Raw genomic sequence first — 20390 nt, forward strand, 5'->3', positions numbered from 1 at the left:
TCCGCGAGGCGCCTCGGGCCCAGCTCTCGCGGCGCAAGGAACGCATGCCCCTCTACTTCGCCTACGGCGCCAACATGGACGCGGCCGAGATGGCGATTCGCTGTCCGGCCTCGCGGCTGATCGGCCGCGGACGTCTCAACCGGCACCGCTTCATCATCATGAAGGAGGGCTACGCCTCGGTGGTGCGGGCGCCCGGCTCCACCGTCTGGGGCGTGCTCTGGGAGCTCTCGCTCTCCGACGTGCCGGCGCTCGACCGCTACGAGGGCGTGGCAGGCGGACTGTACGTGAAGGCCTCGCAGCCGGTGACGACGGATGTCGGGATCCGTCGGGCGCTGATCTATTTCGGCCGCAGCACCGCGCCCGGCATCCCGCGGCCGGGTTATCTCGAGGATGTGCTGGCGGCGGCTCAGGCCGCGCAGTTGCCCGGTCCCTATGTCCAGGAAGTCCGCGGCTGGCTGCGGCGCGCGCGGGCTTGAACGGGCGGCGCTGACGGACCCGAAAATCGCGCTACCTGATCCCCCGAACGCGACAGCCGGAGCGGCCCCTTGAGCGAGACCAAATCGATCCGTGTGGTGATCCGCGGCCGGGTCCAGGGCGTGTTCTATCGCAAGTGGACGCAAGGGCGTGCCCGCCAACACGGCGTTGCCGGCTGGGTCCGCAACCGGGAGGACGGGGCCGTCGAGGGCGTTTTTTCCGGGCCTGCCGACGCGGTCGATGCCCTCGTCGCCGAGTGCCGCCAGGGACCGCCCGCGGCGCGGGTCGAGGGGATCGACGTCACGGCGGCGGAACCGGTGCTTGAGCAGGGCTTCGCGGTCGTCGACTGAGCGTGCATGGCTGGCACGGGCTTGCCGAGAGCCCGCCCGCTCTATAGCCGCCCCTGATGACCGATTCCGCCTGCGCCCTCGAAGGCGCCCGACGCCATGCCTGACATCAGCGTCTTCTCCCTGCTCGACGTCGTCGCCGTGCTGTTCTTCATCGGCGCATGGCTAATCTACGGCTTCGCGGTGCAGGGCCGCAAAGGCCATCGCAGCCTCAGCCGGATCATGCATGCCCAGCGGCGGATCTGGGCCGAGCAGATGATCGCGCGCGACAACCGGGTCGTCGACACCACGATCAACGCCTCGCTGCAGAACGGCACCGCCTTCTTCGCCTCGACCTCGCTGATCGCGCTGGGCTCGGTGCTGACGCTATCGCGCTCGGGCGACGACGTGCTGTCGCTGTTCGGCTCGCTGCCCTTGGGCGTCGTGACCACCCGGGCGACCTGGGAGATCAAGGTCGCGGGGCTGGCGATCGTGTTCGTCTACGCCTTCTTCAAGTTCTCCTGGGCCTATCGCCTGTTCAACTACGGCGCGATCCTGATCGGCGCGGTGCCGCCGAAGGGGTCCGGCGTCGACTACGAGACGATGCAGCGGGCCGCGTATCGCGCCGCGGCCATGAACATCGCGGCCGGCAACCATTTCGACCGGGGCCAGCGGGCCTTCTTCTTCGCGCTCGCCTACCTCGGCTGGTTCGTGAGCCCCGCGGTGCTGATCGCCGCCACCGCCGCCGTCTTCTGCGTGATGTGGCGCCGGCAATTCGCCTCGGAGATCCGCTCCGCCCTGATCGCCGACGAGGATACCCACGATGGCCGATGATGCCGAGATCGAATCGACGATGCTGCGCCTCGTCGCGGAGCGCGGACCGGGCAAGACCTGCTGCCCCTCGGAGGTCGCCCGTGCCCTCGGCGGCCTGCATCCGGAGGGTTGGGGACCGCTGATGCAGCCTGTGCGGCGGGTCGCCGTGCGCCTGACCAAGGAGGGCCGCATCGCGATCCTGCGCAAGGGCAAGCCGGTCGATCCCGACGATTTTCGCGGGATCTATCGGCTCGGGCCTGTCCCGGAGCAGGGCTGACGCTACGGCGCCGGCATCCACGCGTCGGTGTAGCCGGCGAGCTTGTAGGCGACGAGGCCGATCCATTCCTTCACGGCGAGGTCGAGCTCCAGCAGCCCGTCCGAGGCGAAGGTGTTGAACCGCGCGGCGTCGCGCGGGCCGGCCGTACGGTAATCGACCGGATAGGCCGTCACCGGGAACCCCGCCCGGCGGAAGCAGCCGACGGCGCGCGGCATGTGCCAGGCCGACGTCACGAGGAGCCAGCGCTCGCCCGGCTTCGGGGTCGCGAGTTCCGCGCTGAAGCGGGCATTCTCGCGGGTGTTGCGCGAGCGCTCCTCCAGGATCAGCCGGTCACGCGGCACGCCGAGGGTGTCGGCGAAGCGTCCGACCGTGCCGGCCTCCGAGACCGTCCCCTCCTCGATGTTGCCGCTGCCCCCCGAGAACAGCAGGCGGGCCGCGGGATAGCGCCGGGCGAGGTCGGCGAGGGCGATCTGCCGTTCGCCGGCGGCGTTGACCGTCAACTGGCCGCGCTCGTCGGAGATCGTCGTCATGAGGCCGCCGCCGAGGACGATGATCCCGTCGATCGGGGTACCGTCGTCGACGAAGGCCGGAAAACGGTTCTCCAGCGGCAGCAGGGTCACGGCCGCGAGGGGAAGCAGCCCCCCCGCCAGCAGCCCGAGAAAGCCGGTGATCGCGAGGATACGTCCGAAAACCCAGCCTCCCTGCGTGAACAGCAGCAGGCATCCGAGCAACCCCACGAGGATGAAGAAATTCGAGGGGGTGATCAGGAAGAAGATGATCTTCGAGAGCGGGAAGAACATGGCTGTTCCGGATCTTGCGCCGTTGGGCGCGGGGGAATGAGTCTCGGCCATGGTGGTCCGGCGACGATCGGGGTCAGGTCATCGGCCCTGCCAGGGCAACCAAGGCGGCCGGGCGCTGCGCGATCTCACGGTACCATCGCACGAGATTCGGACGCTCATCGCGTGGAATCGGCAGATGCAGCCAGCGATGGACGGCACAACCCACCGCGATGTCGGCGATGCTGAAAAGCTCGCCCGCCACGAAGGCCGTGCCGGCGAGATGGGCGTCGAGGAGCGCGGCTCCCGCTTCGGTCCTGGCGCGCGAGGCCTCGATCGCCGGCAAGTCCCGTTGTCCTTCGGGCACCCGGATCAGCTGCCAGAAGCAGTCGCGCATACTGGGCGTGAAGGTGGTCGCCTGCCAGTCGAGCCACTGGTCGACGCGGGCGCAAGGACGGGGCTCGTCCGGCAGTGCCAGCGGCGAGCCGGGCTGGCGCGCGAGGTAGCGCAGGATCGCGTTCGACTCCCACAGCACGAAGCCGCCCTCCTCGAGGGTCGGAACGAGGCCGTTGGGGTTGAGGGCGCGGTAGGAGGGCTCGCCGACGACGCCGTGCGCCCCACCGGCGTCGCGCCGCTCGTAGGGCAGGCCGAGTTCCTCGAGCCCCCAGATCGCCTTCTGCACGTTGACGGAATTCGCCCGTCCCCACAGCCGCCGCATCACACCGCCTCCACTCGATCGCACCGGGTGCCGTGTCTCTTCCCCTCCCAACGAGGGGGAGGAGAGTGCCCGCTTCGATCGCACCCCTCATCAGGAACTCGCATCAGGCGTCCTCGTCTCGCTCGGGCGGATAGGCGTGCTCGACGCCTCCCGGATCGGTGACGCGGTGGCCCTCGCCGGCCTCCTGCAAATAGCCCGGCCCGACAGGCACCTTGCCGTGGCCGCCGGGGATGTCGAGGACGTAGGTCGGCTGCGCGAGGCCGGACAGGGTCGCCCGCAAGGTCCGCATCAGCGCCTGTCCCTGGGGCAGGCTCGTCCGAAAGTGGCCGGTGCCCGGGGCGAGATCGCCGTGGTGCAGGTAGTAGGGCTTGATCCGGTTCTCGACGAAGCCGCGCATCAGGGCGGTCAGCGTCTCGGAATCGTCGTTGATTCCGGCGAGCAGCACGCTCTGGCTCACCATCGGAAGCCCTGCATCGACGAGCCGGGCGATGGCTTGTCGCGCGGCCGGCGTGAATTCCCGCGGGTGGTTGGCGTGGAGCGCCACGAAGACGGCGCCGCGAAAACCCTTCAGGGCGGCGACGAGGGCGTCGGTGACGCTTGCCGGGTCCACCACCGGCACGCGGGTATGGATGCGAAGCACGCGGACATGCGGGATCGCACCGAGCGCCTCGGCGATCGCCGCGAGCCGGCGCGGCGACAGGGCGAACGGATCGCCCCCGGTGAGCACGACCTCCCAGATACCGGGGTCGCCGGCGATATACGCATACGCTGCAGTCAGTTGCGCGTCGCTCAGGGTCCCGAGCCCGTCGGGTCCCACCATCTCGCGGCGGAAGCAGAACCGGCAATAGACCGGGCAGACATGCAGGGGTTTGAGCAGCACGCGGTCGGGATAGCGGTGGACCAGACCGGGCAAGGGCTCGTGAACGGAGTCGCCGATCGGATCGGCCCGCTCGGTGGGATGCGTCTCCAGTTCATCGGTGCGTGGCACGAACTGGCGCGCGATCGGGTCGGCCGGATCGGCCGCGTCGATCAACTCGGCCATGTCGGCGGTGAGCGAGACGGCGTAGCGCGCCGCGACGGCCTCGAGGCCCGGAAGGTCCTCGGGCCGGGCCAGCCCGGCGCGGGCGAGGTCGGCGGGACTGCGCAAGGCCCGGGTCACGCGTCGCTTCCTCGGGCGACGGGCGTCCAGACCACGTCGTCGATGCGCGGCGCGCCTGTGGCCAGCATTACCAGCCGGTCGAAGCCGAGGGCGATGCCCGACGCCTCCGGCATGATCGCGAGGGCGTCCAGGAAATCTTCGTCGATGGGATAGCGCTCGCCGTAGACGCGGGCCTTCTCGTCCATCTCGGCCTCGAAGCGGCGGCGCTGCTCGGCCGGATTCGTCAATTCGCCAAAGGCGTTGGCAAGCTCGACACCGCAGGCGTAGAGCTCGAAGCGCTCGGCGACGCGCGGGTCCGACGGGCTTGGCCGGGCCAGCGCCGCTTCGCTCACCGGATATTCGCAGAGCAGGGTCGGACGCCCGTCGCCGAGATGCGGCTCGATCAGGCCGACCAGGATGCGGGAATAGAGATCGGCCCAGGTGTCGTCCTCCGCGACGCGCAGGCCGCGTGCGGCGATGGCCGAGGCCAGCGCATCGCGGTCGGTGCCGCCGTCGCGCGCCATCGTGGCGAGCAGATCAATGCCGGCATGACGCGCGAAGGCCTCGGCCACGCTCAGCCGCTCGAAGGGGGCGAACGGGTCGGCCTCGCGGCCCCGATAGGTCAGGCGCGGCACGCCGGCCGTCTCGGCGGCGAGCCCCAGCACCTCGGCGCAGTCGCGCATCAGCGCCGCGTAGCCCTCGTTCGCCCGGTACCACTCGACCATGGTGAACTCGGGATGGTGCAGCGGGCCGCGCTCGCGGTTGCGGAAGACCTTGGCGATGCTCAGGATCTTCGTCTCGCCGGCCGCCAGCAGCTTCTTGCAGGCGAATTCCGGCGAGGTGTGGAGATAGAGTGTCTCGCGCAGGCCGTCGTGCCGGATCGCCTCGGTCGCGAAGGCCGAGAGATGCGCCTCGTTGCCCGGCGAGACCTGCAGGCAGGCAGCCTCGACCTCGACGAAATCCCGAGTGGAAAAATGCGCCCGCAGGGCCGCCTGGATGCGGTTGCGCGTCAGCAGGAGCGGGCGGCGATCCGCATGGATCCGCGGCTGCCACCAGGGGGAGGGGCAGGGGGAGGAAGACGTCACGCTTCGCCGGCTCTTCTGTTGTCGGGTCTCGGCTGGCACGAACGCGGCGGATGGGCTAGGGGCTGCAAGAATATCTCGCTCCGGCGCCGCCGCACCGGCCCGGCGCCCTCGTCAAAACAAGGTCTACGCTCGTGAAGGTGATCGCCTCGACGCTCCGCAAGGGCAATGTCGTCGACAAGGACGGCAAGCTCTACGTCATCCTGACGGCGGAGAACATCCACCCCGGCAAGGGCACGCCGGTGACGCAGCTCGACATGCGCCGGATCAGCGACGGCGTGAAGGTGTCGGAGCGCTACCGCACCACCGAGCAGGTCGAGCGCGCCTTCGTCGAGGACCGCGAGCACACCTTCCTCTACAGCGACGGCGAGGGCTTCCACTTCATGAATCCCGAGACCTACGAGCAGCTTGCGGTCCCCGAGGACGTGGTCGGCTCCTCCGCGCCCTACCTGCAGGAGGGCATGGCCGTGATGCTCTCGCAGCACAACGGCGTGCCGCTGACGATCGAGCTGCCCCAGCGCGTGACCCTCGAGATCGTCGAGACCGAGCCGGCCATGAAGGGCCAGACCGCCTCGTCCTCCTACAAGCCGGCGATCCTCTCGAACGGCGTGCGGACCTCGGTCCCGCCCCATGTCGCGACCGGAACCCGCGTCGTCATCCTGACCGCCGATGGCTCCTACGTCGAGCGCGCCAAGGACTGATTTCTCTAAGAAACCAAGAGCTTACGGCGGAGGCGCGGTGCCCTCCGCCGCCTCGTAGCATTGCCGCGAGAGGTTCTGCGCCTTCGCCCGCTCCTCCAGGGTGAAGGCCGCGCCTGTCGCCCACAATCCCTCCCGGCGGAGCGCGTCGGCAACGCAGCGGCTGGCGATCCGGCAGGCATCGGGACCGCCGCCGGTGCGGACGCAATTGCCCTGGAATTCCTTGCGGAACTCGGCGACGCCCGCCTTCGGATGCGGCCCGGTCAAGCTGACGAGGCCGTAGACCAAGCCGAAAAGTACGGGCTGGTGAACGAGATAGACGGCGAGGCTGTGACGCCCCGCGAAGGCCGCAGCCCGGCCGATCCGCCCCGTTGCCCGCCATGTCGCGAGGCGTGAGCGCAGGAAGACCGGCAGTCCGGCCAGGGCCAGGGCGATGCCGGCGAGGACGATGCCGAACCAGGGAAACAGCGGCACCCAGTCGTTCGTCTGTGGCAGGCGGCTGCCGAGACCCAGGAAAAACAGCTCCGGCGCTTCGAGCAGCGGGTGCCGCAACGCGGTGCTGCCGAGGATGAACACGATGCTCGCCAGGACGCTTGCCGGGAGGCTCACCGCACTGGGCATGAGGAGCAGCGGCAGGGCCAGGATGCTGGCCACGGCGATGCAATGCAGGATCCCGAAGAAGATGAATCCGTCCGGCATGAACCCGTAGGTCACGGCGGTGATCAGGATCGCGGCGCCGCCGATTCGGCCCAAGCGGAGCAGGTAGGGGCGCGGGCGCAGGCCGTCGCGGGTCGCGAGGACGAGGCCGATTCCGACGAGCAGCAGGAAGCTGCCGGCGATCGCGTGGGCGGCGAGGCGGCCGGCGGGGGTCAGCGCGGCGTTGAGCGGCGTGACCTTCAGGAAGCCGAGATCCCAGGTGAGATGGTAGGCCGCCATCGCCAGCAGCGCCGCGCCGCGGGCGGCGTCGATCGCGTCGATGCGGCGGACGGGGCGGGAAACGTGCGGGGCCGGATCGGCCTTGGCGGTCGGGCTGGCGTCGAGCATGGCGTTGCGCCTAGCATTCCTGCGGGGCGCGAGCGATGCCCCGGAGGGGCGGGCGGGCTCTCTCGAAAACGTGACCGGCCTCTCCCACACTCGCCAATACCGCGAGTTCGCGCCGCGAAAACGCGTACCGGTCGTAAGTTATCCCGGCCATGACTGTGGCAAGACTGCCGAATCACCGAAAAATGCAATGTTCGAGGGCAGTCCTGCCGAGCGAACGGGCTTCCGCCGATTCCGGACTTTGTTAATTTACCGTGAGAATCGCACGACGTGATTCGGTTCGGTGCGGGTTGCTTACATGTCGAACGATCACGGAATGGGCGATCTCGGGCTGTTCGGGTCGAGGCTGGCGGACGACGCCGTGCCGTCGGGCCATGACGCCGAGCGTCCGGTCGACCTCGTCGAGGTCGCCGGCCACATCAAGTGGTTCGACGTCTCCAAGGGTTTCGGCTTCATCGTCCCGGACGACGGCTCGCCCGACATCCTGCTGCACGTCACCTGCCTGCGCCGCGACGGCCACCAGAACGCCAGCGAGGGCGCCCGCATCGTCGTCGAGGCCATCGAGCGGCCGCGCGGCTGGCAGGCCTTCCGCGTGATCTCCATCGACCAGTCGAGCGCCACCCACCCCTCCGAGCTGCCGCTGCCGCGCACCCATGTCAGCGTCACGCCGACGAGCGGGCTCGAGACCGCGGTGGTGAAGTGGTTCAACCGCCTGCGCGGCTTCGGCTTCCTCTCCTGCGGGGAGGGCACGCCGGACATCTTCGTGCACATGGAGACCCTGCGCCGCTACGGCATCGCCGAGCTGAAGCCGGGCGATACCGTCCTGGTGCGCTACGGCGACGGCTCGAAGGGTGCTATGGCGGCGGAAGTCCGCCTCGTCGACGGGGCGCTTCCCAGCTCCCACTGACGGTTTGCCCTTCGCGATGGTTTCACAAAGCCCGCTTCGCCGCCGCCTCGCCCAGGCCCTGATCGCCGCCCTGCTCGCCGGCCCGGCCTTCGCCGTCGCCGTTCATGCCGAGATGCCTGCCGACGACATGGCGGCGGCGCGCACCGAGCCCCTCGGCATCGCATCGAAGAAAAACGGCCGCCACGCCTTCAAGGTCGAGGTGATGCGCAACGACGCCGACCGCGCCCGCGGCCTGATGTTCCGCAAGGCCATGGCGGCCGACCGCGGCATGCTGTTCGATTTCGAGCAGGTGCAGCCGGTCAACATGTGGATGAAGAACACCTACCTGTCCCTCGACATGGTGTTCATCCGGCCAGACGGCACCATCGCCCGCATCGCCGCCGACACCGAGCCGCTGTCGACCAAGGTGATCGCGTCCGGGGAACCGATCCTCGCCGTGCTCGAACTCAATGCCGGCACCACCGACAAACTCGGCATCCGGCCCGGCGACCGGGTCGAGCACGCGCTGTTCAAGGGCAGGGGGCGCTGATCCTCGCGGCGCCACGCACCGACGGCACCTTCGGAATGCGCGAAATCCGCGTCGGTATGCCCGTGCTGGCGCCGATCGGCCTTCTCGCCGGGGCCACCCTCGCCAGGACGCCCTGAAGCCAAGACGCCCTTAAGCCAGGCCGCGGGGCGAGCCGGTCCGATCAAGCGAAAACGCTCCGAGCCGACGGGCTCTGCGCTTTCAGCCTTCGGCCGCAACCCCGATCGCGTCGGCGCCCAGGGAGAGGCGCAGCGTCACCCGCGCCGGGCCGCCTCGATCGCCGCGACGTCGATCTTGCGCATGGTCATCATGGCGGTGAAGGCGCGTTTCGCCTCGTCGCCGCCGGCCGCCATCGCCGCGGTGAGCATGCGCGGCGTGATCTGCCACGAGATGCCCCAGCGGTCCTTGCACCAGCCGCAGGCGCTCTCCCGGCCGCCATTGCCGACGATCGCGTTCCACAGACTGTCCGTTTCCGCCTGGTCGTCCGTGGCGATCTGGAACGAGAAGGCCTCGTTGTGCCGGAAGGCGGTGCCGCCGTTCAGGCCGATGCAGGCGATGCCCGCCACCGTGAACGCGACAGTCAGCACGTCGCCCGCCTTTCCCGACGGGTAGTCGGCCGGCGCCCGGTGGACCTCCCCCATCGCGCTCTCCGGGAACGTCTCGACGTAGAAGCGGGCGGCGGCCTCGGCCTCCGTGTCGTACCAGAGGCAGACCGTGTTCTTGGCGACCCCCGAGTTCTTGGCGACCATGGCGGCTCCTCCCTCGCGCTGCCGGCAACCGGACACCGCCTCCGATTCGCAGGGAGGCTGCGGCAGGACGTCCATCCAACCATCGGCCGGAGGACTTGGAAAGGGCAGGGGACGCCATGCGCCGGCTGGGGCGATTCGTGAGCGGCGCCCTCGATTCTGCGATCGTTTCACGGCGACCGCGACCGAGGCGGATCGAATCTCTGCGGCCGAGGGCGACCGCAGGTCCGGTTCGCCGTCCCCGCCATACGCCTCCCACCCTCTCCGGCGACGACCCAGGTTTCGCTTCGCCGGAGAGCAGATCGGGGCGGTCCGCGATGCGCATCATGGAGGCCACCGTGGACCGCGACGGCCTTTAGGATTGGCCGAGTGTCTTACCGGAAGCGGCAGATCCCGCGGATGCGGTAGCGGCCGGGCGGGCAGCCGCCGGGGGCGCCGGTGAGGGCGCGGCGCATGTCGCCGCGTGGGCCGTTGTTCAGGCGACAGCCGCCGAACGGGCCGCGATGGGCTCCGAAGCCGCAGCCGCCGCGCACGAGGGTGATGCCGGCATCGCCGGACAGCGGGGCCGGGGCGAGGGGCGCGGCCTGCGCCGCACCGCCGGCCAGCAGCATCACGGACGCGGCGGCGATCATGCCGGTGATCTTCATGTGTCGTCTCCCTTGTCGACAGGCCGGCCGGATCGGATCCGGCTCCCGAACCTGCGTGTCGGATCTCTGCCTCGATACCTGGCAGTCCGGACGAACCCGGAGGGTGGCCGATCCGTTCCGGCGGCCTGAATCAGGCGAGACATGCGGGCGAAGATTGCGTGATGCGATCCATGCGATTGCATACGCACGCAAAAAAAACTTCGCGCCGGCCGGCGCCCCCGTTCGCATCGCAGCATGTCTTATTGTGCAGCGCACTCAAGGGCTTGCAGGAGAAGGCTCAATTGGAATGAATCGTCATTGAAATTTCACATGATTGAATACATTTTCGAGGGGTTGAAAATAGATCCATCCGTCCGACCTGATGTCGCATCAACGAGCCGAACCGACGGACTGTTGGAGAGCGTATCCGACGAACTTCTTTAGGTTGGATTTCTCACAGATTGGCGCCGACTTGTTGAGATAATTTTCCGAACGCAGGAAGGATGACAATCATGGCCTCCACGCAGACCGAAAATCAGACGAAGAACACTGCCGATCGCGCCGCCGCCCAGACACAGGACGCCGTCCGCACCGCGCAGGACAACGTCCAGAACGTCTCGCGGCAGGTCTTCGAGGCGACCGAGCGCCTGACCCGTGGCTTCAACCTCTCGAAGGAGGACGCCGAGCGCTTCGCCAGCCAGTCCCGCCAGAACCTCGACGCCGTCACCCGCTGCGGCACGGTGCTGAGCCAGGGCTTCCAAGAGGCCTCGCGCCACTGGATCGAGTTCAGCCAGAAGCAGTTCCAGCGCAACCTCGCCGCCGTGAACCGTCTGGCCCAGGCCAAGACGCTGCAGGAATTCGCCGCGATCCAGAGCGACGTCGTCCGCGAGGGTCTCGAGAGCTTCGTGACGGACAGCAAGGGCATCGCCGAGACCTCGCTGAAGCACGCCGAGGAGGCCGGCAAGATCTTCTCCGGCGCCGCCAAGCAGACCGCGCAGACGGCTCAGACCGCCTCGCGTCCGAACTGATCCTTTTCGTCCAAACATCGAGACGATAAGGGCGGCCCTCGGGCCGCCCTTTTTCGTGGGCGGGACCGGCGGCAGCTCACCAGGTCCTGATGTCGAGCCCGGGCTCGGAGCCGTCCCCCTCGTCCATGCCCTTGCCGACGCGCTTCGCCCACAGCACCGCGGCCGCGCCGGTGGCGAGGGCCGTCGCGACGCTCAGTGAGAAGAAGCCGAGAAACAGGCTCAAGGCGACGACGCTCCGTCCAGGCCGATGGGATGACAGACAGGCTGGCGAAAAAGGCTTAGCAGGGCCTTACCGGGGCGCCGGACGCAGGAGCCCGCGCCGGCAGCGCGAGGCGGACGACCATGGCCCTGAAGACGACGTTCGTGGTGCAGACCTTCGTGGTGAAGCGCAAACGCCTGTTGCCCGGAGACCGCGAGGTCGCCCCCACCGAGAGCGGCGCCCTCAAGAAGGCCGAGGCGATGTCCGCCCGCATGCCCGGCACCGCCGCGCTCAAGGTCGTCGCCGACGACGAGACCGGCGAACTCGAGAGCGCGACCATCCTCGCCCAGTTCGGCGAGGTCCCGGACGATTTCGCGGAGAGCCTGACGGGCGGCTGAGCGTCCGCCGGCCGCAGACTCGCTGGAAAAGCGAACACACAGGGAACGAAAGGCTTGACCGCACCGACGGCCCACGGTCATGTTCTCTTAATGTTCCAGGCGCGATCGAAGCGATTCGACAGCGCCGCTGTCAGCGAGGGCCGCATGACCGACCTCTGCATGGATGCCTGCGACGAAGCCGTCCTGTTCGCCAACGCCGATTGGCAGCTCTCCGCCGAGGGGCTCGAACACCGGGCGACGGGCTATTTCATCGAGCGCGCGGCCTTGTCCGCCCGGCGCGGCGACGGCCTCTGGGCCTGGCCGCTGCAGCTCGCCGAGAAGAGCTGGTGCACGCCGCGCCTGTTCCGCGAAGCCTTCCTCGTCGCCCTCGACCGCTTCGGTCTTGCTGCCGACGCGGCGCTGGCCCGCTCCTTCGCCATCGGCTTCGGGATGCGGCCGGCCCAGGGCAGCCGCGACGGTTTCGTGGTGCTCGCCGACCTCATCCGCCCGAAATCCACGGCCCGGAAGCGGCCCGCCGAGGCGAAGGTCGCGCAGCGCCAGCCAGTCCGCGACCGCGTGGGCGAGCCGGTGGCGGTCTGTGCGAGCGCGTAGGGATCGACGGCCACTCCGCTTTCGACGTCGTAACGGGCTGCCGGTTTGACCTCCGACACACGCCGTGGTGGCGTGTCTCCGACACACGCGGAGGCATCATGACCGGCGAGAACGACGTGCGCGGCTCCACCCTCGGCGGGCTCGAAGGGCTCGATCCGGGGCCGTTCTCGCGGCGGGGCTTCGTGATGACGAGCCTGATCACCGGGCTGACGCTGGCGACCGCCCGGGTCGAGGCCCAGGCGATCACGACCGATGCCGAGGGCATCGAGGCCGGAGAGGTCAAGATTCCGGCGGCCGACGGACCGATGCCGGGTTACCGTGCGGTGCCGACGGGGGCAGGGCCGTTTCCGATCGTCCTCGTGGTCGAGGAGATCTTCGGGGTCCACGACTACATCAAGGACATCTGCCGGCGGCTGGCCAAGGCCGGCTACTGCGCCGTGGCGCCCGAACTCTACGCACGGCAGGGCGACCTCTCGACCATGACCGACGTGAAGACGATCATCGCCGAGGTGATCTCGAAGACGCCGGACGCGCAGTGGATCGCCGATCTCGACGCCACCGCCGCCTGGGCGGCATCGGCCGCCAAGGGCGATCCGGGCCGGCTCGGCGTCATGGGCTGGTGCCGGGGCGGGCGGGCGGCCTGGCTCTACGACGCCCACCGCACCGACCTGAAGGCGGCGGTGGCCTGGTACGGCCCGCTCGGCGGCGAGCGCAGCGCGATCCAGCCGAGGACCGCCGGCGACGTCGCGGCCGAGATCCACGCGCCGCTGCTGGCGCTCTACGGGGCCGCCGACGCCGGCATCCCCGTGGCGAGCGTCGAGGAGGCCCGCGACAAGGCCCGCGCCGCCGGCAAGACCGTCGAGCTGGTGGTGTTTCCCGAAGCACCCCACGGATTCCACGCCGATTACCGTCCGAGCTACCGGAAGGAGGCTGCAGCGGATGGCTGGGCGCGCGCGCTGGCGTTCCTCAAACGGCACGGCGTCGCCTGAATCGCGGTGCCGCAGGCGCTTGCCGCCCCCGATGTCAACGATAAATCCAGCGTTGTGGCCCCCACGGCACAGACGTGGGCCAGGAGAACTCTATCGTTGCAGCGCACCGAGCGCCGTCGCGATGCGGCGATCGACCGATCCGTTCGGCGCGATGGGATCATCACGGCCGTGAGTCAGGGAATGAGTGACGTGCGACCGGCGGGCAAGAAGCCCGTCATCCTCGTCGTCGAGGACGAGCCGGACGAGCGCTTCCTTGCGTCGGAGATGCTCGACGAGACCGGCTTCGAGGTGATCGAGGCCGAGACGGCGGAGCGTGCCCTCGCGATCCTCAACGAACGTGGCGACGACGTCGCCGTGGTGTTTTCCGACGTGCGCACGCCCGGCACGATCGGCGGCTTCGAGCTCGCCCGCATCATCGGCGTGACCTGGCCGCGCATCCGCATCCTGCTGACCTCGGGGGATGCCAGCGACCAGCCGAGCGATCTGCGGATCTCCGCGACCTTCATCCCCAAGCCCTGGCGTGCACCGGAAATCCTGGCCTGGCTCGAAGACGCCGCCCGGCATCACGACACCACCGGCGACGAATAGGACGCAAGTCTACGGCAGACCGCGTCGTCCGGCCGAAAAAGTCGCCGTCTTCCCAAGAGCTTGCGTTTCGGCCGGGGAGGGCGCCGCGCCGCGGCGAAGCCGGGGGGAGGGGCGGACAACGTCGAAAAACTTATCCACCGAAGCCGGGAAACATCCCGCAATGGGGCCGTTAGTTCTCATTCACCCCTCTTTTCGAGGCAGGAGATCGAGTGGCCCCCGCTTCATGAAAACAGTCTCGGACCATTTCGCAGCGCCGTTCTCTTCGCACGCTTGTGCGTCGGATGGTGCCTTCGACGGTTCTCTATTGGGCCGTATCGGAGATGACCTTCGCCATCTCTACGACGAGATGACGGACCAGGAAATGCCGCGCAGTCTCCGTGACCTCGCAGAGACGATCGACGCACGCCGGATGGACGGACCGGGTCACGAGTAGCGTGCCTGTTTCGGTCTCGCGGTATCGAGACTTCAGTCGTCGCCTTGGACTTCATATCTGATATGGAGGGCGCGCCGATTTCGGCAGAGAACCGAGACATCAGGTTCCCGATGCGTTTCTACACCGTTTTTCGTCCCGCGACCGCGGGTCTGGTCCTCTTGGCGGGTCTGGTTTCGCCTGCGTTCGCCGCGGCGCCTCCGACGCAGCCGGCCGAGGGGCCGGGCGGGGTCGGGGACAAGACCGCCACCGTGGTCAAGCGCGGACTCGGCACGGCAACGTCCTCGACCTACGCCTTCTACAAGTCCGGTCCCGCCCCGGCCGAGGGCCGGCCGGTCGCCGTCCTGCTCCATGCCTGGGGCGCCACGAACCCGCGTGCCTATGGCGGCTGGATCGATCATCTCGCCCGCAACGGCTGGCTGGTGCTGTATCCCCGCTTCCAGGAACTCAACAGATCGCGCCCCTCCGAGGCGACGGCGAAGGCTACCGGTCTCCTCAAATCGGCCTTCGACACCCTGGCCGCCGACGCCGACGCGAAACCGGACACCAAGCGCGTGGCCCTGATCGGCCACCTCGCCGGCGCGCCGCTGGCCGCCAACCTCGCGGCGAGCGCGCAGGCGGACGGGCTGCCCGCGCCGAAGCTCATCTACACCGTGATGCCCGGCGGCATCGCCCGCGACACGAAATCCCGCGGCATCGCCCTGAACGATCTCGCGGCGATCCCCGCCGACACGCTGATGGTGGCCGTGATCGGCGACAAGGATGCCCGCGCCGCCGACGTCGCCAGCCGCCGCATCCTGCGCGACGCGAGCGCCGTCGGCTCGGATCGCAAGCTCCTGGTACGCGCCCTCTCGGACGATCACGGTTTCCCGGCGATGACCGCGACGCTGTCTTCGCCGGCCGGGATCGACGCTGCCTATGACGGCACCGCGATCACCGTCCCGCCCGAGCCGAAGGATTTCAAGCCGCCGCCGTTCAAGTGGTCGCCGGACGTGACGCTCACCGGCGAGCAGTCGACACTGGTCCAGCAGATCAACAACGCCCGCGCCGACGCGCTGGACTACCTCGCCTATTGGCGGACCTTCGACATGGCGGCCGCGGCCGCCTTCGCCGGAAAAGATGCGGCCAAGCTCAAGGCCGATCCGGGTTTCAGCGACATGCAGCGCTGGGCCGACGGCTGGCCGGTGAAGCGTCTCGGCGTCGAGATCCCGAAACTGCCGGCACCCGCCCCCGTCGCCACACCGGCCGCGGCTCCTGCACCGACCGCCGCGCGCGGTCCGGCCGGTCGGAGAGCGCCGTCGCCGCGCGCGGCCGACGGCCGCTGAGGAAAGTCGGAAGGCCTCCGGGACATCCCCCCGAAGGCCTTCGTCCCTAGAAGTACGACTTCAGTACGCCGCGGCGGCGCACGTCGAGCGTGGCGCAGTGGAACGAGCCGCCAAACGGGCCGTAGCTGAGGAACGGTGCCGGGATCGGGTCGAAGCCCCAATCCTTGAGCGCCTTGATCAGCGTCGGCTGGCTCTGGTCGACGACGATCTTCTTCTCGTCGATGGCGAGCACGTTGATCGAGGTCCAGGGCGAGCACATCGAGATCTTGCTCATGAAGCCCGAGACCGGGTCGGGGCGCGGCGCGATCAGCACGTCCCACTTCTTGAGCACGGCCGGCAGCTTCTCGACGTCGATGTAGTCCGGGTTCACCAGCACCTTGCCCGGCGCCAGCGGCATGAACGACGAGTCGATGTGCATCGGCTGCGGGCAGCGGCTCTCGATCTCGTGGATGCGGAAGCCGGGGCCGAGATGGCGGCGCAGCCACTCGATGCCCATCAGGTTCGTCACGTTCGAGCGGGTCACGAACAGGTCGCGGCCGCAGCGCACGAAGTCGGCGGCGTCGAAGACCGGCTCGAACTCGTTGACCGTGAACTGCATCGGCTCGCCGGCCTTCAGGTTCGGCACCCGGTAATCGTAGTTGTAGAGGTCGTCCGTGAGCTGCGGGCGCGGCGCGGAGGTCCAGCGGGCACCGGCGCGAAAATACTCCTTGAAGAGCGCGCGGTAGGCGTCGCCCTCGAAGTAGCGCGAGCGCCAGCACATCGGGCTCTCGATGATCTCGTCGCCGATCACGAGATAGGGGTCGCGCGGACAGGCGACGCAGAAGCCGCGGGAGGTCCAGCGCGGCGCCTTGAACTTCTTCGAGAAGTCGACCGTGTCGGGCCGGCGCACCTTCACGCCCTCGCCCGCCAGGATGCCGATGAAGTTGTCGAGCTCCTGCTGCGCGAGCTTCTTCATGAACTTCGGGTACTTCCAACCGCTCGCGAAGCGATAGAACGGCTGCGCGGCCCGCGGGAGGTTGAAGATCACGGTGAGGTGGTGGGTCGGGATCGTGGCGCCGTCGAGCGAACCGACGATCACCTCCTCCAGCGGGTCCCATTCGTTCCAGGCCATGACCGGGCTCTGGGGCGCCGGCACATCCGGGCGCAGCCCCTGCAGGCCACCGTAGCTCTGTGACTGTGCATCATCGAGCATGGCAGTCTCGGCCATGTAGGACACGTCGCGTTCCATCAATAATCCCCCTTCCTGTCGAAGGCTGCGGTCGTTGCTGCAGAACTGTTGCTAAACTGCCGCTTTGACCTTCGGTGTGTCTCGCGGGTGATAGACAGCGCTTCTTAAAGCTGCAACTTGCCTTGATCCTGATCGCTCCGAACGGCCGATTTGAGCCGGAATCGCGGCAAGACGACAACACTTCTCCCCATCGCCGGCAGCGGAAAGAGGGCCATGAAGCACCTCACGACCCTGGCACTGATCGCAGGCATTTGTACCGTCGTCGGGCTGTTCCTTTCGTCGGGGCTGACGGACGTCTGGACTGCCGTGCTGAGTGCGGGTTGGGGCGCGCTCGCCGTCATCGCGGCCCGTTTTGCGGCCGTGGCCTGGGCGGGTCTGGGCTGGTTCGTCGTCTTCCCGAGCCGCGAGCGCCCGACCCTGCGCAACTGCATCACCCTGCGTTTCGTACGCGAGGGCATCAACACGCTGCTGCCGGTGGCGCAGGTCGGCGGTGACTTCATCGGCGCGCGGCTGCTGGCCAAGCGCGGCACGGCGGGCGGGCTCGCCGGCGCCTCGATGTTCGTCGACATGATGACTCAGGCGCTGACGCAGCTCCTGTTCACGATCGCCGGCCTCGGCATCCTGATCTGGCTCGCAGGCGACGGTCCGGTGGTCCGCGCCGTCTCGGGCGGCCTCGTCGTCGCGGTGCCGGCGCTCGGCGCGTTCTACCTGATCCAGCGCCGCAGCGGCCATCGTCTGATCCAGGCGGCGCTCAACCGCTTCGCCTCGGGCCGCGAGTGGCGCGCCCTCGGCGCGGTCGACGTGCTCTACGCCAGCCTGAAACGGCTCTACGGCAACGGCGCGCGCGTCGGCAACGCCGTGTTCGTCCACCTCATCGGCTGGGTCATCGGCACCCTCGAAGTCTATGTCTGCCTCCACTTCATGGGCTATCCCGTCAGCTTCCTCGAAGCGATCGTGATCGAGAGCCTGGCCCAGGCCGTGCGCGGCGCCGCCTTCGCGGTTCCCGGGGCGCTCGGCGCCCAGGAGGGCGGCCTGATCGCGCTCGGCGCCATCTTCGGCATCCCGGCCGAGGCAGCCCTCGCCCTGTCGCTGGTGAAGCGCGCCGCCGACCTCTCGGTCGGCCTGCCGAGCCTGCTGCTCTGGCACCGGATCGAAGCGCAGGCCAAGGTGGACACGCAGCCCGAGACCACCCAAGAGACCCCTCACGACAGCGGCACCGACGGATTTCGCGACCGGATCGTCGGCCGCAGCGTCGAGCCGTCGCAGCGGCCCGTCACCTACGGCTTTGCCGCGAACGGCCACGGCCATTCCCGTCCCATCGACATCGAGCGCGGAGAGCTGAAGAAGTGCGCCTGACCCGACGCAGCCTGCCCACCCTCGCCCTTCTCGCTGCCAGCGCCGTCGCGCTGGCCGGCGCGCCCCAGGGCGCGCGTGCCGAGGACGACCCGGCAGTGGCCCCCGTGACCAAGCTCTACGGCAAGGTCGAGGAGGCGCTGAAGAGCGGTTCGAGCGACCTCAAGAGCCGCATCGAGGTGATCGGCCCGACCTTCAAGGAGGTGTTCGACACCGCCGCCATGGTGCCGGTCGCCGTCGGCCCGAAATGGAAGGCGCTCAAGCCCGAGCAGCAGGGCGCGATCAACGACGCCTTCACCACCTACTTCACGACGCTCTACGCCAACCGCCTGTCCCAGGCCGCCGGCGGCAAGTTCGACATCAAGCCCGGCGCCGAGGCGCGCGGGGCCACCAAGGTCGTCCATTCCAAGATCACGACCAAGGACGGCGACGACACCGATGTCGACTACGTCGTCAACGCCGACAACAAGATCCAGGACGTGCTGCTCAACGGCACGGTCAGCGAGGTCGCCTCGATGCGGGCCGGCTTCAACGAGCCCCTGAAGAAGGGCGGCGCGGACGCACTCGTGAAATATTTGCGCGAGCGCACCGATGGGATGCTCGCCGCCAAACCAAAGCCTTGAATCGCACCGAGACGGCTCTTCAGCCGGGGCTTTCCGCCCAGCCAAGGCTTTTCGCCCAAGACGATCGCTAAGCGTCGCCGGCGACACCCGACACCCTTTCGGACCCGAGCAACGCCGCCATGGACCTCACGAGCCTCTCGGCCTGGATCTCCCCCCTGCTGCTGCTCGTGGCGGTCGCCGGCTGCGTCTACGCGCTGATGTCGGCCGTGATGGCCGGCCGCTTCGCCCGCCGTGCCGTACCGGTTTTTCCCGAGGGCGCCGCGCGTCCGTCCGTGACGATCCTCAAGCCGCTCTGCGGCAGTGAGCCGAACCTCTACGCGAACCTCGCGAGCTTCTGCCGCCAGGATTATGCCGGCCGCGTACAGATCGTGTTCGGCGTGCAGAAGCCGACCGATCCGGCGATCGAGGTCGTCGAGCGCCTGCGTGAGGCCTTTCCGGCGCTCCGCCTCGACCTCGTGATCGATCCGAGCCAGCACGGTGCGAACCGCAAGGTCTCGAACCTCATCAACATGTCGGCGAGAATCGCCCACGACGTGGTGGTGCTCGCCGACAGCGACATGGTGGTGAAGCCGGATTACCTGGAGCGCGTGGTCGCCGAGCTGTCGCAGCCCGGCATCACCGGCGTGACCTGCCTCTATCACGGCGTGCCGGCCAATCGCGGCGTCTTCGCCCATCTCTCGGCGCTCGCCATCGACGTGCAGTTCGCCCCGAACGTCATCGTCGGCACGACGCTCGGCCTCGCCAAGCCCTGCTTCGGCTCGACCATCGCGATGACCCGCGCCTCGCTGACCGCGATCGGCGGCTTCCGGGCCTTCAAGGACGATCTCGCCGACGACTACGCCATCGGCGAGGCGCTGCGCGCGCTCGGCGGCGAGGTCGCGATCCCGAATTTCACCATCGGCCATACCTGCGTCGACACCGAGCTCTCGGGCCTGTGGCGGCACGAGCTGCGCTGGAACCGCACCATCCGCAACGTCGACCCCGCGGGCTATGCCGGCTCGGTCGTGACCCACGCCTTCCCGCTGGCGCTGATCGCCGCCCTCGTCCCGGGCGCCGGCACCGGTGCGCTCGCGGTGGCCGCACTCGCACTCGCCTGCCGCATCCTGCTCTGCCTGCGCATCGAGAGCGCCTTCGGCCTCACGCCCCACGCCTACTGGCTGTTGCCGATACGTGACATGCTGTCCTTCATCAACTTCACCTGGAGCTTCGTCTCGGGTGCGGTGACATGGAAAGGTCACGATTACCGTGTGGTTGCTGACGGTACGCTGATCCCGGAGCACGTCATCGGTTCGGAAACCGGCGCGACCTCGATCTAAGCTTTCGAGAGCATGATGCGGGAAAGTGGAGTCCGGTTTCCCGGAGACATCATGCGATACCAATGATCTGGAATATGCTGCCGCTTCATAGAAACGGCAGCATATTCCAGACTTCAGACGAACACCTGACGGACCGCAAATCGCCGTTTTCGGCCTGCACTCCGTCTTCACCCG

The 20390-nt window shown here is 68.6% G+C and carries 25 protein-coding genes; 16 read left to right on the forward strand and 9 right to left on the reverse strand.

Annotated features, from left to right (window positions below):
• Window positions 1-44 precede the first annotated feature (44 nt).
• From MFF07_RS09980 to MFF07_RS09995, 4 genes are all read left to right on the forward strand, one after another.
• Window positions 45-476: a gamma-glutamylcyclotransferase family protein gene (locus tag MFF07_RS09980; protein WP_147816753.1), complete on the forward strand. Its 432-nt coding sequence runs from the start codon at window positions 45-47 to the stop codon at window positions 474-476.
• A gap of 69 nt (window positions 477-545) precedes the next feature.
• Window positions 546-824, forward strand: a complete 279-nt coding sequence (locus MFF07_RS09985) for an acylphosphatase (protein ID WP_147816754.1) — start codon at window positions 546-548, stop codon at window positions 822-824.
• Window positions 825-920: 96 nt separating this feature from the next.
• Window positions 921-1634 carry a DUF599 domain-containing protein gene (locus MFF07_RS09990; RefSeq protein ID WP_147816755.1) on the forward strand — a complete coding sequence of 238 codons (714 nt, stop codon included), beginning with the start codon at window positions 921-923 and terminating at the stop codon, window positions 1632-1634.
• The gene (locus MFF07_RS09995) at window positions 1624-1890 is read left to right on the forward strand and encodes a DUF3253 domain-containing protein (RefSeq protein WP_147816756.1); all 267 of its coding nucleotides are present in this window, start codon (window positions 1624-1626) and stop codon (window positions 1888-1890) included. Before MFF07_RS09990 ends, MFF07_RS09995 begins: the two co-directional genes overlap by 11 nt.
• Window positions 1891-1892: 2 nt before the next feature.
• Here the strand turns inward: MFF07_RS09995 and MFF07_RS10000 are convergent, their stop codons facing one another.
• The 4 genes from MFF07_RS10000 to epmA form a co-directional block, all read right to left on the reverse strand.
• Window positions 1893-2690 (reverse strand): YdcF family protein, encoded by a 798-nt coding sequence (locus tag MFF07_RS10000; protein ID WP_147816757.1) that lies wholly within the window; start codon window positions 2688-2690, stop codon window positions 1893-1895.
• 73 nt (window positions 2691-2763) lie between these two features.
• Complete coding sequence (locus MFF07_RS10005; protein WP_147816758.1) at window positions 2764-3384, reverse strand: glutathione S-transferase family protein; 621 nt, start codon at window positions 3382-3384, stop codon at window positions 2764-2766.
• Between the two features lie 103 nt (window positions 3385-3487).
• Window positions 3488-4543: a lysine-2,3-aminomutase-like protein gene (locus MFF07_RS10010; protein WP_147816759.1), complete on the reverse strand. Its 1056-nt coding sequence runs from the start codon at window positions 4541-4543 to the stop codon at window positions 3488-3490.
• Entirely contained in the window at window positions 4540-5607 is a 1068-nt protein-coding gene (gene epmA / locus MFF07_RS10015; protein WP_238231743.1) for an EF-P lysine aminoacylase EpmA, read from the reverse strand. Before epmA ends, MFF07_RS10010 begins: the two co-directional genes overlap by 4 nt.
• A 131-nt stretch (window positions 5608-5738) precedes the next feature.
• Between epmA and efp the strand changes: the two genes are divergently transcribed.
• Complete coding sequence (efp, locus tag MFF07_RS10020; protein WP_147076559.1) at window positions 5739-6305, forward strand: elongation factor P; 567 nt, start codon at window positions 5739-5741, stop codon at window positions 6303-6305.
• 21 nt (window positions 6306-6326) lie between these two features.
• Here efp and MFF07_RS10025 read toward each other — a convergent pair whose 3' ends face one another.
• A complete protein-coding gene (locus MFF07_RS10025) occupies window positions 6327-7346 on the reverse strand; it encodes an acetyltransferase domain-containing protein (RefSeq protein WP_147816761.1) in 1020 nt (339 codons plus the stop codon).
• Window positions 7347-7641: 295 nt separating this feature from the next.
• On the opposite strand from MFF07_RS10025, the gene MFF07_RS10030 reads away from it, so the two are divergent.
• On the forward strand, window positions 7642-8250 hold the full coding sequence (locus tag MFF07_RS10030; protein ID WP_147816762.1) for a cold-shock protein: 609 nt from the start codon (window positions 7642-7644) through the stop codon (window positions 8248-8250).
• 16 nt (window positions 8251-8266) lie between these two features.
• Window positions 8267-8779, forward strand: a complete 513-nt coding sequence (locus MFF07_RS10035) for a DUF192 domain-containing protein (RefSeq protein ID WP_147816763.1) — start codon at window positions 8267-8269, stop codon at window positions 8777-8779.
• A gap of 251 nt (window positions 8780-9030) precedes the next feature.
• Here MFF07_RS10035 and MFF07_RS10040 read toward each other — a convergent pair whose 3' ends face one another.
• Both MFF07_RS10040 and MFF07_RS10045 read right to left on the reverse strand, forming a co-directional pair.
• Window positions 9031-9525: a VOC family protein gene (locus MFF07_RS10040; RefSeq protein WP_147816764.1), complete on the reverse strand. Its 495-nt coding sequence runs from the start codon at window positions 9523-9525 to the stop codon at window positions 9031-9033.
• 371 nt (window positions 9526-9896) lie between these two features.
• On the reverse strand, window positions 9897-10169 hold the full coding sequence (locus tag MFF07_RS10045) for a GCG_CRPN prefix-to-repeats domain-containing protein (protein ID WP_238231745.1): 273 nt from the start codon (window positions 10167-10169) through the stop codon (window positions 9897-9899).
• A gap of 491 nt (window positions 10170-10660) precedes the next feature.
• Between MFF07_RS10045 and MFF07_RS10050 the strand changes: the two genes are divergently transcribed.
• A complete protein-coding gene (locus MFF07_RS10050; RefSeq protein WP_147821751.1) occupies window positions 10661-11176 on the forward strand; it encodes a phasin family protein in 516 nt (171 codons plus the stop codon).
• 76 nt (window positions 11177-11252) lie between these two features.
• Here the strand turns inward: MFF07_RS10050 and MFF07_RS10055 are convergent, their stop codons facing one another.
• A complete protein-coding gene (locus MFF07_RS10055; RefSeq protein WP_187272675.1) occupies window positions 11253-11399 on the reverse strand; it encodes a hypothetical protein in 147 nt (48 codons plus the stop codon).
• Between the two features lie 119 nt (window positions 11400-11518).
• Between MFF07_RS10055 and MFF07_RS10060 the strand changes: the two genes are divergently transcribed.
• From MFF07_RS10060 to MFF07_RS10080, 5 genes are all read left to right on the forward strand, one after another.
• Window positions 11519-11773: a hypothetical protein gene (locus MFF07_RS10060; protein WP_147821749.1), complete on the forward strand. Its 255-nt coding sequence runs from the start codon at window positions 11519-11521 to the stop codon at window positions 11771-11773.
• A 144-nt stretch (window positions 11774-11917) separates the two neighbouring features.
• Window positions 11918-12364: a hypothetical protein gene (locus MFF07_RS10065; RefSeq protein ID WP_147821747.1), complete on the forward strand. Its 447-nt coding sequence runs from the start codon at window positions 11918-11920 to the stop codon at window positions 12362-12364.
• Window positions 12365-12462: 98 nt separating this feature from the next.
• On the forward strand, window positions 12463-13353 hold the full coding sequence (locus tag MFF07_RS10070; protein WP_238231747.1) for a dienelactone hydrolase family protein: 891 nt from the start codon (window positions 12463-12465) through the stop codon (window positions 13351-13353).
• Window positions 13354-13533: 180 nt separating this feature from the next.
• Window positions 13534-13941: a response regulator gene (locus MFF07_RS10075; protein ID WP_147820395.1), complete on the forward strand. Its 408-nt coding sequence runs from the start codon at window positions 13534-13536 to the stop codon at window positions 13939-13941.
• 543 nt (window positions 13942-14484) lie between these two features.
• A complete protein-coding gene (locus MFF07_RS10080; protein WP_238231748.1) occupies window positions 14485-15696 on the forward strand; it encodes an alpha/beta hydrolase in 1212 nt (403 codons plus the stop codon).
• Between the two features lie 46 nt (window positions 15697-15742).
• Here the strand turns inward: MFF07_RS10080 and MFF07_RS10085 are convergent, their stop codons facing one another.
• Window positions 15743-16924, reverse strand: a complete 1182-nt coding sequence (locus MFF07_RS10085) for an amidinotransferase (RefSeq protein ID WP_147820398.1) — start codon at window positions 16922-16924, stop codon at window positions 15743-15745.
• A 213-nt stretch (window positions 16925-17137) separates the two neighbouring features.
• On the opposite strand from MFF07_RS10085, the gene MFF07_RS10090 reads away from it, so the two are divergent.
• The 3 genes from MFF07_RS10090 to hpnI all read left to right on the forward strand — a co-directional run bounded on the left by MFF07_RS10090 (window position 17138) and on the right by hpnI (window position 20216).
• The gene (locus MFF07_RS10090; RefSeq protein ID WP_147820400.1) at window positions 17138-18280 is read left to right on the forward strand and encodes an HpnL family protein; all 1143 of its coding nucleotides are present in this window, start codon (window positions 17138-17140) and stop codon (window positions 18278-18280) included.
• On the forward strand, window positions 18271-18900 hold the full coding sequence (locus tag MFF07_RS10095) for an MlaC/ttg2D family ABC transporter substrate-binding protein (protein WP_147820402.1): 630 nt from the start codon (window positions 18271-18273) through the stop codon (window positions 18898-18900). Before MFF07_RS10090 ends, MFF07_RS10095 begins: the two co-directional genes overlap by 10 nt.
• A 119-nt stretch (window positions 18901-19019) precedes the next feature.
• A complete protein-coding gene (gene hpnI, locus MFF07_RS10100) occupies window positions 19020-20216 on the forward strand; it encodes a bacteriohopanetetrol glucosamine biosynthesis glycosyltransferase HpnI (RefSeq protein WP_147820404.1) in 1197 nt (398 codons plus the stop codon).
• Window positions 20217-20390 lie beyond the last annotated feature (174 nt).

The organism is Methylobacterium thuringiense, from assembly GCF_022179645.1.
GTDB lineage: Bacteria > Pseudomonadota > Alphaproteobacteria > Rhizobiales > Beijerinckiaceae > Methylobacterium > Methylobacterium thuringiense.